Source organism: Rhodococcus sp. Q1 (genome assembly GCF_004153645.1).
Classification (GTDB): Bacteria; Actinomycetota; Actinomycetes; order Mycobacteriales; family Mycobacteriaceae; genus Rhodococcus; species Rhodococcus gordoniae.
Window position 1 is genome coordinate 491,453 of sequence record NZ_SDMJ01000001.1, and the last position, 14,840, is coordinate 506,292.

10 protein-coding genes are annotated in these 14,840 nt (G+C 66.6%); 1 reads left to right on the top strand and 9 read right to left on the bottom strand.

The annotated features are described in order from the left end of the window. Position 1: 1 nt before the first annotated feature. The gene (locus EQ874_RS02360) at positions 2–2,401 is read left to right on the top strand and encodes an excinuclease ABC subunit UvrA (protein WP_129975320.1); all 2,400 of its coding nucleotides are present in this window, start codon (positions 2–4) and stop codon (positions 2,399–2,401) included. Here EQ874_RS02360 and EQ874_RS02365 read toward each other — a convergent pair. The 9 genes from EQ874_RS02365 to EQ874_RS02405 form a co-directional block, all read right to left on the bottom strand. Next, positions 2,391–3,632 carry a benzoate/H(+) symporter BenE family transporter gene (locus EQ874_RS02365; protein ID WP_064062441.1) on the bottom strand — a complete coding sequence of 414 codons (1,242 nt, stop codon included), beginning with the start codon at positions 3,630–3,632 and terminating at the stop codon, positions 2,391–2,393. The genes EQ874_RS02360 and EQ874_RS02365 overlap by 11 nt on opposite strands. 12 nt (positions 3,633–3,644) lie before the next feature. Then, complete coding sequence (locus EQ874_RS02370) at positions 3,645–6,374, bottom strand: LuxR family transcriptional regulator (protein WP_064062442.1); 2,730 nt, start codon at positions 6,372–6,374, stop codon at positions 3,645–3,647. Then, positions 6,371–7,714 (bottom strand): aromatic acid/H+ symport family MFS transporter, encoded by a 1,344-nt coding sequence (locus EQ874_RS02375; RefSeq protein WP_129975322.1) that lies wholly within the window; start codon positions 7,712–7,714, stop codon positions 6,371–6,373. Before EQ874_RS02375 ends, EQ874_RS02370 begins: the two co-directional genes overlap by 4 nt. A gap of 100 nt (positions 7,715–7,814) precedes the next feature. Continuing rightward, a complete protein-coding gene (gene benD, locus EQ874_RS02380; RefSeq protein ID WP_064062444.1) occupies positions 7,815–8,612 on the bottom strand; it encodes a benzoate diol dehydrogenase BenD in 798 nt (265 codons plus the stop codon). Further along, complete coding sequence (gene benC / locus EQ874_RS02385; RefSeq protein ID WP_129975324.1) at positions 8,609–10,228, bottom strand: benzoate 1,2-dioxygenase electron transfer component BenC; 1,620 nt, start codon at positions 10,226–10,228, stop codon at positions 8,609–8,611. Before benC ends, benD begins: the two co-directional genes overlap by 4 nt. Before the next feature lie 31 nt (positions 10,229–10,259). After that, positions 10,260–10,763 (bottom strand): benzoate 1,2-dioxygenase small subunit, encoded by a 504-nt coding sequence (gene benB / locus EQ874_RS02390; RefSeq protein WP_064062446.1) that lies wholly within the window; start codon positions 10,761–10,763, stop codon positions 10,260–10,262. 14 nt (positions 10,764–10,777) lie between these two features. Beyond that, positions 10,778–12,151, bottom strand: coding sequence for a benzoate 1,2-dioxygenase large subunit (gene benA, locus EQ874_RS02395; RefSeq protein ID WP_129975326.1), 1,374 nt, complete (start codon positions 12,149–12,151; stop codon positions 10,778–10,780). 320 nt (positions 12,152–12,471) lie between these two features. After that, a complete protein-coding gene (locus tag EQ874_RS02400) occupies positions 12,472–13,476 on the bottom strand; it encodes a 2Fe-2S iron-sulfur cluster-binding protein (RefSeq protein ID WP_129975328.1) in 1,005 nt (334 codons plus the stop codon). Next, on the bottom strand, positions 13,464–14,675 hold the full coding sequence (locus EQ874_RS02405) for a cytochrome P450 (protein ID WP_016932776.1): 1,212 nt from the start codon (positions 14,673–14,675) through the stop codon (positions 13,464–13,466). Before EQ874_RS02405 ends, EQ874_RS02400 begins: the two co-directional genes overlap by 13 nt. Between the last annotated feature and the right edge of the window lie 165 nt (positions 14,676–14,840).

Genomic DNA, 14,840 nt, shown 5'->3' on the forward strand with positions numbered 1-14,840 from the left:
CATGACCTCGACGAAGGACGCACCGGCACACGAAGAGCACGTCGCCGACACCCACGACGCGATCCGGGTACACGGAGCACGGGTGAACAATCTCCGCGACATCAGCGTGGAGATCCCGAAGCGGCGGCTCACCGTGTTCACCGGTGTGTCCGGCTCGGGGAAGAGCTCGCTGGTGTTCAGCACCATCGCCGCAGAATCCCAGCGGTTGATCAACGAGACGTACAGCGCGTTCGTGCAGGGTTTCATGCCGACCCTGGCCCGCCCGGACGTCGACGTGCTCGACGGCATCACCGCGGCGATCATCGTCGGACAGGAGCGGATGGGATCGAACCCGCGCTCGACGGTCGGCACCGCCACCGATGCCAACGCGATGCTGCGCATCCTGTTCAGCCGGGTCGCGCAGCCGCACATCGGTCCGCCCAACGCCTATTCGTTCAACGTGCCGTCGGTGCGGGCGAGCGGCGCGGTGACGGTGGAGCGGGGCGCGGGGAAGACCCAGGCCGAGAAGGTGACCTTCAACCGGCTCGGCGGCATGTGCCCGCGCTGCGAGGGTAAGGGGTCGGTATCCGATTTCGACCTGACCGTGCTCTACGACGACGGTCTCTCTCTCAACGAAGGCGCCCTGAAGATCCCCGGCTACAGCATGGACGGCTGGTACGGCCGGATCTACCGTGGGTGCGGCTTCTTCGACCCCGACAAGCCGATCGCGAAGTTCACCGAGCGGCAACTCCACGACCTGCTGTACAAGGAACCCACCAAGGTCAAGGTCGAAGGCATCAACGTCACCTTCGAAGGGTTGATACCGAAGATCCAGAAGTCGTTCCTGTCCAAGGATCTCGATGCGATGCAGCCGCACATCCGCGCGTTCGTCGAGAAGGCGGTCGTCTTCTCCACGTGCCCGGACTGCGACGGTACGCGCCTCGCTCCCGAAGCCCGGTCGTCGAAGATCGACGGCAGGAGCATCGCGGACGTGTGCGCGATGCAGATCAGCGATCTCGCCGAATGGGTTCGAGAACTGGACCTTCCGCAGGTCGCTCCGCTTCTGAAGAGCCTCCGGCATCTGCTCGGCTCCTTCGCGGAGATCGGGCTGGGATATCTGTCGCTGGATCGCCCCACCGGCACGCTCTCCGGTGGAGAATCGCAGCGCATCAAGATGATCCGCCATCTCGGATCGTCGCTGACCGATATCACGTACGTGTTCGACGAACCGACGATCGGCATGCATCCGCACGACATCGCGCGGATGAACAACCTGCTGTTGCAGCTGCGCGACAAGGGCAACACCGTGCTCGTCGTCGAACACAAGCCCGAGGCCATCACGATCGCCGACCACATCGTCGATCTCGGTCCCCGCGCCGGCACCGAGGGCGGACAGGTGGTCTTCGAGGGCACCGTCGACGAACTACGTCGTGCCGACACCCTCACCGGTCGCCACCTCGATGACCGGGCGTCGCTGAAACCGACGGTGCGCACCCCGAACGGCGCCTTGGAGGTCCGCGGCGCCGACACGCACAACCTGCAGAACGTCGACGTCGACATCCCCCTCGGCGTGCTCGTCGTGGTGACCGGCGTGGCCGGGTCGGGCAAGAGCTCGCTGATCCACGGCTCGGTGGCCGACCGCCACGGGGTGGTCACGATCGACCAGAGCCCCATCAAGGGTTCGCGTCGCAGCAATCCCGCGACCTACACGGGTCTGCTCGAACCTGTCCGCAAAGCGTTCGCGAAGGCCAACGGCGTCAAGCCGGCCCTGTTCAGTTCCAACTCCGAGGGCGCCTGCCCGACCTGCAACGGTGCCGGTGTCGTCTACACCGACCTCGGAGTGATGGCCACCGTCGAATCGGTGTGCGAGGACTGCGAGGGCAAGCGTTTCCAGGCCGCCGTGCTCGAGTACACCCTGGCGGGACAGAACATCGCCGAGGTGCTCGGCATGTCCGTGGCGCAGGCGCAGGAGTACTTCGCCGAGGGCGAGGCGCGCACACCTGCAGCGTCGAAGATCCTGCAGCGACTGTCCGATGTCGGGCTCGGCTATCTGCGGCTGGGCCAGCCCCTGACCACCCTGTCGGGAGGTGAACGGCAGCGGCTCAAACTGGCCACGGCCATGGCCGAGAAGGGTGAGATCTACGTCCTCGACGAACCCACCACGGGCCTGCACCTCGCCGACGTCGAACAGTTGCTCGGCCTGCTCGACCGGCTCGTCGAGTCCGGGAAGTCGGTGATCGTCATCGAACATCACCAGGCCGTGATGGCCCACGCCGACCGGATCATCGACCTCGGTCCCGGCGCCGGCCACGACGGTGGACGCGTCGTCTTCGAGGGCACCCCCGCCGAACTGGTGGAGCAGCGGTCGACGCTCACCGGCGAGCACCTCGCCGAGTACGTCGGGGTCGGGGTCAGCGGCTGAAGTCCGGACGCTCCATCAGCCACGACACGGCCACACCCGCGACGAGCCCCCAGAAGGCTGCGCCGATGTTCCAGACGGTGATGTTCGAGGCGGTGACCACGAACGCGACGAGCGCACCCATGGTGTGCTTGCTCGCGAATCCGGCCACGAAGGCGCCCTGCAACGCCTTGAGCATCGCCAGGCCGCCGAGGGTCGCGACGAACGAGGCGGGCGCGGCGATCATCCACCGGACGAACAACGGTGCGAACAGTCCGAAGACGATCGCCAGCGTCCCGCACGTGATCGCCGCGGTGTACTGACGGGACCGTTCGCCCGACGACACGAGCAGCGCGTTGGTCGGCCCGGTCAGGCAGGTCGACACGGCACCGACGCAGGCGGCGGGGAAGGACCACAGCCCGCACACGATCGCCGAGACGTTGACGGGCGGGTTGTGGCCGGCCGAACGCAGCACCGCGATGCCCTGCCCGTTCTGCACGACCAGCACGGTGATGGCGAGCGGCACGACGAGTTCGAGGATCGCCGACCACGTGAACTGCGGGGCGGTGAACACCGGTGCGGCGAACACCGCGCTGTCGGTCCCCGACGGTGAGAACCGGCCCGACAACGCGACCGCGCACACCCCGGCGAGGAGCGCGCCGAGGATCGGCGGCATCCACTTACCCAGAACGGCAACGGAACTGAGCAGGAGAAAGACGATCACCATCGGGGCGGCGATCGCGACGTCGGAACCGAGCGCCGCCACCAGATCGATACCGAACTTCAGGAACACACCCGCGACCATCGCCATGACGATCGGCATCGGCAGGGCCTCCATCACCCGGCGGACCAGCCCCGAGGCCCCCAGCACCGTCACGAGGGCAGCGGTCACGAAGAACGCGCCGACCACCTCCGCCCAACTCAGGTGCGTCAGCGACCCGCCGACGAGCACCGTGCCCGGGATCGTCCAGAAGAACCCCAGGGGTTGCCGGTAGGCGATGCTCATCACGATCGTGAGCAGGCCGTTGAGTACGAACACCCCGAAGATCCACGACGCCAGTTGCGGCGCGCTCAACCCACCGGCGGCGCCGGCCGCGAGAATCACCGCGACCGGGCCCGTGCACGAGAAGATGAGGCCGATCAGACCGTTCGCGGCGTATCGCGGACCGAGATCCCGGAGTATGCCGCGCGGCCCGACGACGGGACGTACGGGACGTTCGTACAGGTCGGTCTCGGCGGTGGGGCGATCGTCCACGGCGGTCAATGGTCAACCTCGATCCTGTTGTCGGAACTTCGCGGCGAGCTCGCTGCGCGAGCGGATGCCGAATTTCGAATACACGCGGGTCAGGTGGTACTGCACAGTCTTGACGGACAGGAACAGCTCACCGGCGACCTCCTTGTTGGTGCGGCCCGACGCGACGAGTGTGGCCACAGCGCGTTCCTGCGGGGTGAGGGTCGTGAAATCCGAACGCAGGGAGTCTGCCTCATTGTCACCGGTACGAAGACCGCCGGCCTTGAGTTCCCGGTCGCAGCGTTCGACGTACGAGACGGCACCGAGCGACGAGTACAGTTCACGGGCGGTGCGGATCACCGCGTCGGCGTCGCGGCGGCGCCCCGCCCGGCGCATCGTCTGGCCGTACGCGAAGTTGATGCGCGCGCGGTCGTAGGGCAGTGGCAGCGTGTCGATCTCGTCGAGGGCGCTCTCGAAGGCGTCACGGGCAGCGTCGATGTCGCCACGTGCGCCGAGAATTCGGCCGCGTACATAGCCCAGCCGTGCCCTGGCGGACCGGTGCTCGCGCTCGGCGGCGAGTTCCTCGTGTGGACGCAGGAATTCGTCCGCCTCGTCCACCCGTCCGGTGACCACGAGGGCGTTACCGTACAAGTCCGGCCACGGCCAGTGCCCGGGTTCGTCGATCGCACCCCGGCCGCGCATGGTGACGATCGGCTGAAGGTAGCGCAGGACACTCGTGTAGTCGGAGACCACTTCGGCGCACTGCGCCAGACACAGGCAGGCGGGTACGAGCATCAGCGAGTAGTCACCGGTTCCGGCGCGAGCCCGATGGGCGTGCTCTCTTGCTGCACCCCAATTCCCGCGCAACGCGTGGACCTGGGCCCCGGTCCAGTGCACGAGCGGTCGGAGCAGATCGAGTTGCGTCGCCTCGAGTTGTGCCGCGGCACGGTCCACGGTGCGGAGAGCGTCGGACCATGCGCCCAGGGCGAACTGCGTTCGGGCGAGCCACGCCTGTGCCCACAAGGAGATCCGCAGCGACCCCCCGCGCAAGGTGGTCGGCTCTGCGGCTTCGAGTTCCGTGCGCGCGAGATCGGGCTGGTCGAGCGCGAGTGCGAGCCATCCCTCGGCCATGCGGATGCGCTGGCTCTGCGCCCCGAGCCGGATGGCGTCGGACAGAGCCGAATACGATTCGACCGCTTCGTCGACCCGTCCGGTCATCGCCAGTCCGAGGCCCCGGATGGCTCGCGACTCCACCACTGGAGGAGTTGTTTCGGGGAGGGTGTGCGAGGCGCGATCGGCCCACAGGACGAGGTCGTCGCCGCGCAGTCGTGCCAGCGAGTGCAGCACCATTCGCTGGGAGATCGTCGCAGCGAGTACAGGGTCGGACTCCGGGTCGTCGAGCATCGACCACGCTTCGGTGAGCAGATGATGGGCTTCCGCGGCCCGCCCCTTCTGGATCGCGAGATAACCCAGCACGGCATTGCGCATCGGCCCGCTCGGCACGCTCTCGATTTCGGGAACGAACGTCTGGGCCTGAGGGAGATCCGCCGCGCCGGTCAGTGCGTCGACACCGCGAATCATCCTGCGAGTCCGCAATTCTCGGTCGAGGGTGATGCGGCTGGAGGTGATCAGCGCTTCGGCTGCCTGGGACCAGGCGCCGTCGGCGGCGCAGCGCCGGGCATAGGAGTCGAGGCGGGCGGCGAGTTCCTCGTTACCGGTGGGCGTCGCGGACACGAGGTGGAACAGCCGGGCGCCTTCGTCGTCGACGATCGAGGCGGCCCGCTCGTGCAGACTGTGCCAGCGTGCCGGACCGATCTCGTCGGCCACGGCGGCACGGGTCATGGGGTCGGGGAACGACAACGACACCACGCCTCGTTGTTCGCGCATCGTGAGCAGACCGAGTCGGTGCGCTTCGTCGAGTGGTCCGGTGGTGTCGCCGATCTCGGCGAGTTCTGCGACGAGTGTGAGTGATTCGATGGATCCCCGCGTGGCGGCAGTGTCCAGGACGGCAACCGATTCGACGAGGGCACGCGTGTCCGGTGAACATCGAGCGAGGATGCGGGCCACCCTCCCGGAGTGTTGCCGAGGGGCCGGGAAGCGCGCCTGCCACCGATACCATTCGTCGCGGGGGATCTCGTCGAGGAGTTGCAGGACCGAGCGGGGATTTCCGAGAGTGTGCTCCTGCAGACGACGAGCCGTCCACGCGGACAGATCGACACCGATGCGATGTAGGGCGAGCTGCGCGACATCCGGTGGGGTCAGCGGACCGACGTGGATCGTGTCCACGCGATGATTGTTCGAGAGAAGGCGCGCGGTCGCCTCGGCGACATCGTCGGGAAGCACGTCGGGCACGATCCAGATCATGAGAAGGGGGCGTCCGTGCGCTCGCCGTATCGAGGAGGACAGCGACTGCAACGACTCGACGTCCGCGTAGTGCGCGTCGTCCACGACGATCACGGTCACATCGTCGATCCGATCGAGGAGAGTGCGGGCCGCTTCCACCGGGTCGCCCGCGACGACGGTGTCGCCGAGAAGCTGTTCGAGCACGGACCAGGGATGTCCGGCCTCCCAGGGCGCGCCGGATGCGTCATGGACGGCCAGGTCGTCGTGGCGAGCGACGAAATGCGAGACGAGGGAAGATTTTCCGACGCCGGACGCCCCCTCGACGAGGACGAGCGAGGGGACCCCCGCGCGGGCTTCGTCGAGGAGGCGTTCGAGTTGCATCAACTCGGAGTTCCGGCCGATCAGCACAGTGTTGCCCGTCACACGTCCACGGTAGTCGGCGCGGAACGGTCGGAACTGCGGACCGGCGAGACGATGCCGGCGGGACGGGGGACGAACCAGGTGACAAGACCGCCGGCGAGCGCGATCCCCGCGAAGATGTAGAAGTTCACGTTGTTCGCGAAGCCCGCACCGATCAGCAGTCCGCCGATGACCGGGCCGACGATGCCGCCGAGGCGGCCGAAACCGGCGCACCATGCCACGCCGGCGGCGCGGGCCGGGGTGTCGTAGTAGTTGGACACGAAACCGTAGATGAGCACCTGGGTGCCGATCGTGCCCGTACCGGCGATCGCGACGGCGGTGAGCAGCACCGGCAGCGGGAAGCCGAGGGTCAGCAGCACCAGGGCCACGGCCGCGAGGAAGAAGGTGGTGACGATGACGGACTGCGGTCCCCGGCCGTCGGCGATCTTCGAGGCGAGCAGGCCACCGAGGATGGCGCCGCCGTTGAGGACGAGCAGGAAGGCGAGCGATCCGTTGGCGTTGTAACCGGCGTCGGCCATGATCTTGGGCAGCCACGTGTTGAGCCCGTAGGTGAGCAGCAGGCCGGCGAAGCTCATCATGCCGAGCAGGCCCGTACCGAGCGCGTACTTGCGGGTGGCGAGTGCTGCGAACCCGATCTTCTCGGTGGGAGCGACAGGTGCCGCGGACGGCAATGGGAAACCGAACTTCGCGCACACCTGCTGTGCCTCGTCGGATCGTCCCCGCGACTGCAGCCAGGCGGGCGACTCGGGAAGCTTGATCAGCGCCAGCGGAAGCAGGATGACGAGGGGCAGCGCGCCGATGAGGAACAGCCCGCGCCAGCCGATGGCGTCGCGCAGCAGGATGGCGAGCAGCGAGGCCAGGACACCACCGGCGGGGACACCGCTGTAGACGATGGCGTTGAAGAGGTTGCGCTTACCGGGCGGAGCGAACTCGGCGACCACGGCGCCGGCGGTGGCGACCAGGCCTCCGACCCCGATGCCGGTGAAGAAGCGGAGCGCACCGAACATCGGGATGCTCGTGGCGAATGCGGCGGCGCCCATGCCGATCGAGAACCAGACGATGTTGATCAGCATCATCTTCCGCCGACCGACTCGGTCGCCGAAGGCTCCCGTCGTCAGTGCGCCGACCATGACGCCTATGAGGGCGTAGGAGCCGAGTGCACCGCCCTGCTGGGCGGAGATCTCGCCGAGCTGAGTGGGGTCGGCCATCAGCGTGGGGAGGACGGTGCCGTACACGACGAGGTCGTAGCCGTCGAAGATGATCGCGAGGGTCGCGAGCGCGACGATCCAGATGACGCTGCGCCGATGTTGTGGACTGGCCCAGGTCTGCGTGGCATGGATCATGGGTTACTCCGGTCTGTGAGGGGAGTCACAAGCTGATTCGGGGAGAAAAGTGGCCTCACCGGAGGGATCGGTGCCTCCGGTGAGGCCGAGCGAGGGGCGGTCAGCCCAGATCGCCGCCGGCGACGGGAAGAACCGTGCCGGTGATGTAGGAGGCCTCCTCGGAGGCCAGGAAACAGATCGCGGCGGCCTGCTCCTCGAGCGTGCCGTACCGCTTGAGCAGGGAGGAGTCGACGGTCTGGTCCACGATCTGCTGGTACCAGCCCTTCTCCTGCGCCGACTGCGGGGACGGACCGCGAGCGATCCGTCGTTCCGGCGCGACGGTGCCGCCGGGCGCGGTCGCCACCACGCGAACGCCGTAGGGTGCCAGCTCGAGAGCGAGCGACGCGGTGATCGCGTTGACTCCGCCCTTCGCCGCCGAATACGGGACGCGGTTGACGCCGCGGGTCGCCACCGACGAGACGTTCACGATCGTCCCTGCATGTCGCTCGATCAGGTGCGGCGCGACCGCGCGGCACGTCCACAGGGTGGGGAACAACGAACGCCGGATCTCCTTCTCGATCTCCTCCGGCGCGTAGTGCTCGTACGGCTTCGCCCAGATCGTTCCGCCGACGACGTTGATGAGCACGTCGATGCGGCCGGTGGTCTGGATCGCGTACGAGATCGCTTCCTCGGCCCCTTCGAAGGTCTCCAGATCCGCCGTCACCGAGTGGGCCCTGCCGCCGGACTCACGGAGTTGCTCGGCCACCTCGTGCACGAGTTCCGCGCGGTCGACGAGCACGACCTCACCACCCTCGGCGGCGATCCGCGTCGCGACCTCGAGGCCGATGCCCTGCGCGGCGCCCGTGATCGTCAGGCACCGGCCGTCGAACCGGCCGGGAAAGATCTTCGTGTCGGTCATGAGGAGGCACCGGCCGTGGCACCGCTGGCGATCGCCCGGCGCATCGTCTCCTTGGCGTGCTGGGAATGGACGACGATCAGATCGCGCGCTGCGTTCTTGTCGCCCTTCTCGAACGCCTCGACGATCTTCATGTGCTCGTCGACGATGTGCTCCTCCACCCACTGCGCGTCGCGCAGGACCTGCTTCATCAGCCGGGTCACCTCGAGCTTGTCGTAGGCCTCGAGCAGGACCGGGTTGGTGCAGCAGCGGAAGAGGAACTCGTGGAAGGCCGCGTTGGTGTCGGTGAACGCTGCGGCGTCGGTGAAGTGCTCACCCTCGACCGAAGCGCCGGACGCCTCGGCGAGGATCCGGAACTCGACGAGCTGCTCGGGGGTGAGCCGGCCGATCGTCAGTTCGACGACGCCGAGTTCGAGAGCCATGCGGGCATCGAACTGCTCGTCCGATTCGGCGACGGGAGGGTGCTCCTCGCCGATCTCGTAGTTGCCGGGCTCGGGGTTCTCGAGCACCACCGGACGGCCGGTCTCGGCGGCAGCCTTCTCGGCAGCGGCCTTCTCCGCGTCCGTCGCCACCGGGGCGGTCGCCCCGCCCGGGGTCGCGGACGTGTTGAACTTCTCGAAGTAGAAGTTCGTCGGATTGATGCCGTTGTCCGACAGGTGGTTACGCACTGCCTCCACCATCGGCGGCGGACCGCACAGGTAGATGTCGACATCCCCGTCGTTGAGGTGCGACGGCTCGAACAGGCCCGTCACGTATCCCTTGTTGGGAGCGGACGACGACTCGTCGGCCACGCAGTAGTCGAACGTGAAGTTCGGAAGCTTCTTCGTGTACTCCTCGAGCTTGTCGAGTTCGACGAGGTCGTGATCGAAGGTGACGCCGTAGATCAGGTGTACCGGGTGGTCGGAGCCGTCGGTCTCGATCTTCGACAGGATCGACAGCAGCGGCGCCAGGCCGGTGCCGCCGGCGAGCAGCAGCGACGGGCGTTTGCGCTCGCGCAGGAAGAAACTGCCGAACGGGCCGGTGAACTCGAGGGTGTCGCCGACCTGCGCGCGGTCGCGCAGATACTCGGACATCAGACCGCCCTCGGTGATCTTCACCAGGAACGCGAGCGAACTCTCGTTCGGACCGGTGCTGAACGAGTACGAGCGGGTCGCGGGCTTACCGGTGCCGTCGTCGCTGCCGGGCACGCCGATGTTGACGTACTGGCCGGGCAGGAACACCAGGTCGTCGCGGTTGTCGATCTCGACGGTGAACCCGACGACGCTCTCGGAGAAACGGCGCAGGTCCGTAATGGTCGCGGTGTACGACGCAGCCGCGGTCTTCGCGACATCGGAGGTGCTCGCGATCTGCACCACGAGGTCGGATTCCGGCATCATCTGGCACGGCAGGCAGTAACCCTGCTCGGCCTCTTCGTCGGTGAGAGCGTCCTCGATGTAGTCGCCACCGTCGTAGCTGCCCGATTCGCAGAAGGCCTTGCATGTTCCGCACGCGCCGTCACGGCAGTCCAGCGGAATGTTGATGCGGGCCTTGTACGAGGCGTCGGCAACGGTCTCGTTGGGGTTGACCTTGATGAAGCGGGTGACCCCGTCCTCGAAGCTCAATGCCACCTGGTACGCCATGGCACGTGCCTCCTTTCGTGATGGGGTCGGACTAGACGACGTAGACGTCGACGATGTGGTGGATGTAGTCGTTCTTGAGGACGATCTTCTTCTTCTTGATCACCGGCTGTGCGCCCGAGACGTCGAGGGTGAGGAAGGTGGTTCCGAAGTAGGTGTCGGTGGTGTTGTAGCGGAAGTACAACGAGAACCAGTTGTGCCGCAGGTCGATCTCGGTGCCGCGACGCTCGAGGATCTCGACGTTGGTGATGTTGTGTCCAGTACGGGGTTCGGGCAACGAGGTCGCCGACGAACGGTCGGTGCGGATGCGGAACACCCGGTCCTCGAGGCCACCGCGATTCGGGTAGTAGATCAGCGAGATCTCGGTCTGCGGGTTCTCGGTGAGAGCACCGGCGTCGTCCCAGGCCGGCATCCAGTACTCGGCGTCGGGGTGGTAGCACTCGAGCCACTTCTCGAACTCGCGGTCGTCGAGCAGCCGGGCCTCGCGGTAGAGGAACTGTTCGATGTCGGTCTGCGTGAATTCGCGTACAGCAGTCATGATCTGGAGTCCTCTCAGAGCGCGGAGGGGTCGGCGGCGGAGCTCTCGGATGCGATGGCGTCGCGCATCACTTCGAGCCAGTAGCCGTGCTGGATCGGGTACAGGCCTTCGTCCTCGGTCTTGACACCGCTCGACAGCACCTTCGTCATCCCGAGATCCTTCGCGACCTCGTCTGGTCCGTTGAGGATGTGGGTTGCGCCGCGACTCATGTCGTTCCAGGGCGCGGCCGTCGCGAGGTAGGTCTTCTGGCAGGAGCGGAACTCCTCGAGATCGTCCGGGGTGGCCATGCCGGTCGCGTTGAAGAAGTCCTCGTACTGACGGATCCGGTTGGCGCGGGACTCGGGGCTCTCACCCTTCGGCGCGATGCAGTAGATCGTCACCTCGGTCTTGTCCACGGAGATCGGGCGGAAGTGCCGGATCTGCGAGGAGAACTGATCCATGATGTACACGTTCGGGTACAGGCACAGGTTGCGCGACGCACCGACCATGAACTCGGCCTTCTTCTCGCCGAACTCCTTCGCCAGCTCCTCCCTGCGCGGGTACAGCGGGCGATCCTCGGGGTTGCCCCACCACATCCACAGCAGCAGATGACCGTGGTCGAACGAGTAGTAGCCGCCGCCCTGCTTGCCCCACGTGCCGGCGTCCATCGCCTTGGTCTCGTTGGTGGACTCACCGGCGGTGCGGCGCGCGGTGGTCGCGGCGTAGTTCCAGTGGGTGGCCGAGACGTGGTAGCCGTCGGCACCGTTCTCCGCCTGCAGCTTCCAATTGCCGTCGTAGGTGTAGGTGGACGAACCGCGCAGCACCTCGAGGCCCTCGGGCGACTGGTCGACCAGCATGTCGATCATCTTCGTGGTGTCGCCGAGGTGATCCTCGAGCGACTTGACGTCGGGATTGAGGCTGCCGAACAGGAAACCGCGGTAGTTCTCGAAACGAGCGACCTTCCGCAGGTCGTGGCTGCCGTCGGTGTTGAACTGCTCGGGGTAGCCGGCGTCGCGGGGATCCTTGACCTTCAGCAGCTTGCCGTTGTTACGGAACGTCCAGCCGTGGAAGGGGCAGGTGAAGGTGGTGCGGTTGTCGGTCTTGCGACGGCACAGCATCGCGCCACGGTGGCTGCACGCGTTGATCAGGCAGTGCAGCTCGCCTTCCTTGTCGCGGCTGATGACGACCGGCTGCCGCCCGATGTTCGTCGTGAAGTAGTCGCCGACCTCGGGGATCTGGCTCTCGTGCGCGAGGTACACCCAGTTGCCCTCGAAGATGTACTTCATCTCGAGTTCGAAGATCTCTTCGTCGGTGAAGACGTCACGGCGGATCTGGTACCGCCCGGTGGTCGGGTCCTCGATCAGAGCGCCGTCCAGTCGAGCGCGCACGTGTTCCACGGTGTCGGTCATGAGATCCTCCAGGTATCGGCTTCGTTCCGGGACGGACGGGCTGGGTCCGACGCGGCCGACGCGGGCGGAAAGTGCGGCGGACGAGTGTGTCGTCCGGTCCTGCCCGGCCGCGGGGTGTCCGGCAATACATCCACGATGACAGCCTGTGTCCACAGTCACACCGGGTAAATGCCTAGGGATACCTAGGACCCCTGGGAACCGGGTCGGAAGACCCTCGACAAGCGAACGCCGCCCGTGACCACACGGGCGGCGCTGCCGAATTCCTGATTCAGCCGGCGGTACACAACTGCCGGCTCAGCCGGCGGTACACAACTGCCGGCTCAGCCGGCGGTGAATCGTTCCCGTCGGATACGCCGCGGCGACATGCGGCGCCGTTTGAACGACTTGACCGATGCTTCCACGAATGCGTCGGATCCGCAGATGTAACCGGTGAACTCCTTCGCGGACGAGACGTCCTCCACGAACGCGTCGGTGACGTAGCCCTCCCGGTCGCCGCCGGTCTCCCGGCTCACGCAGGTGACGTACCGGAAGCCTGGATGGCGTGCCTCGAGTTCGCGGAAGAAGTCGGCGTCGTACACATCGGCGCAGGTGCGGACCCCGTGGTAGAGCAGGACCTCCCGATCGGGATTCAGGACGAGTGCATGCCGGACGATGCCCTTGAGCGGGGCGAGGCCGGTACCGCCGCCGAGGAGCGCCATCGGTCCGGCACTCTCGGCATCGAACGTGAAGTCGCCGTAGGGACCAGTGATCTCCACGCGTTCACCCACCTCGATGCTTCCGAAGATCCAATCGCTCGCGATCCCACCCGGCTGCCGCCGGACGTGCAGTTCGAGCAGTTTCGGCTCCGAGGGTGGGTTGGCCAGGGAGTACCGGCGACGAACGGAGGTCCCGGGCACCGTGAGCTCGACGTACTGCCCGGCCGAGAATTCGAGCGGCTCGTCGGCGGTGAGCAGGACCCTGCGGGTCTCGGCGGCGATGTCCCGGACCTCGATGACGGTCGCCGCGAGGTCGCGCAGCGTGTGCGTGCCGGTCGTGTCCTGCCCGGCAGGGGTGTCCAGGACGGCGTCGCTGCACGGTGTGGTCTGACACGCCAGTGCGTAACCGGCGGCACGCTCGTCGGGTGTGAGCGTCTGCTCGGGTGAGTTCCGATGATCCACCTCGCCGCTGTGAATCCTGATCTTGCAGGTACCGCACGTGCCCTGATTGCACGAGTTGGGCATCCACTGCCCGCTGCGCAGGAACGCGTCGAGCACCGTCTGGCCGGGTTCGCACGGCACTGTGCGGGTGCCGGCGGTCAGTGTGTACGTCACGGTCAGATCTCCCATCGGGCGTGCAGAGCCTTCGGTCCACGGAAGCCCCAGCCCCAGAACTCGACGTCCTCGGAGGTATCGCGTTCGAGATTGGGAATCGTCTCGAGCAGCTCTTCCAGACCGATGCGGCTGACGTTGTTCGCGAAGTAGATGCCCGCACAGGCATGCTTGCCGGCACCGAAGGCGAGATGCGGAAGCGGCGGACGCGTCATGTCGTATCGGCTCGGTGCATCGAAGATGTCGATATCGTGGTTCGCCGATCCGTACGACAGCATCACCACCGAACCCTCGGCGATCTCGATTCCCGAGACGATGCTGTCCCGCTTGGCGATACGCGCCGTTCCCGACCAGATCGGTGCAGTCCAGCGCATCCCTTCGGAGATCGCACGGGGGATCAGCGACGGTTCGTCGACGACCGCTTCGAACTGCTCCGGGCGGGTGAACAGACCCGCCAGCGTCGAACTCATCGCGTGACCCGGCTCCTGCATCGCTCCCAGCAGGAAGACGTACAGCGTGGGGTAGATGTAGTCGCGGTCGCGTGTCTTCCCCTCGGGCATGCCGTCGTGCAACCAGTGCGAGATGGCGCTGTCGTCGGGGTGTTCGATCCAATGGTCGATGAGCGGATCGACGACCGATCGGATCTCCTCCTTGGCCCGGTCGCCTTCGTCGAAACGCTCCTGGCCGGTGAAGTTTCCGTTCTCGTCCACCGCCGCGTTGGTGAACGAATCCGACAACTTGTGGAACCACTCGCGCAGCGTGTCCGAGGAGACGTCCTTCAGCCCGAGCAGGTCGCCGAGGGCGCGCACGCTCACCGGCTCGCAGTACTGGGCGACGAGATCCGCCGTGCCGTCGGCTTCGAACGCCTCGACGTAGCGTTGCGCGATGGGACGGACGAGATCCTCGACCCACCGGTCCACTTCGGCGGGCTGGAGTGCAGGTTCGACCATGGATCGCAGGTCCCGGTGGATGTCGCCGTTGACGCCGATGATCGCGGGATGGCCGAAGGTGCGCCCACCCGCCGGCGTGATGATGCCGTCGAAGTCGTCGCCGGTCGCGACCTCACGGCAGGCCTCCATCGTGGAGGCGACGTAGGCGCCGAGAACAGGGACGAAGGCCACCGGCGCCTCGGCGCGAAGACGCTCGTAGACGGGATACGGGTTGCGCTCGAGCTGTTCCATCGTGACCTCGTCGAGCCACGAGAGGGTGCTGGTCATTCGATCTCCTACGCGGTGGGAACTGCGGTCCCCGGGAAGGGGCCCTCGATGTGTGTGACGTGGACCATATGGCGCAACCGGACCGAAGGTCGATGCACATTGCGCGGCTTCCGGACGGATCGCGCGACTATGTGATCCAGGTCTCCGTAGTGGTTAGTCTCGAAA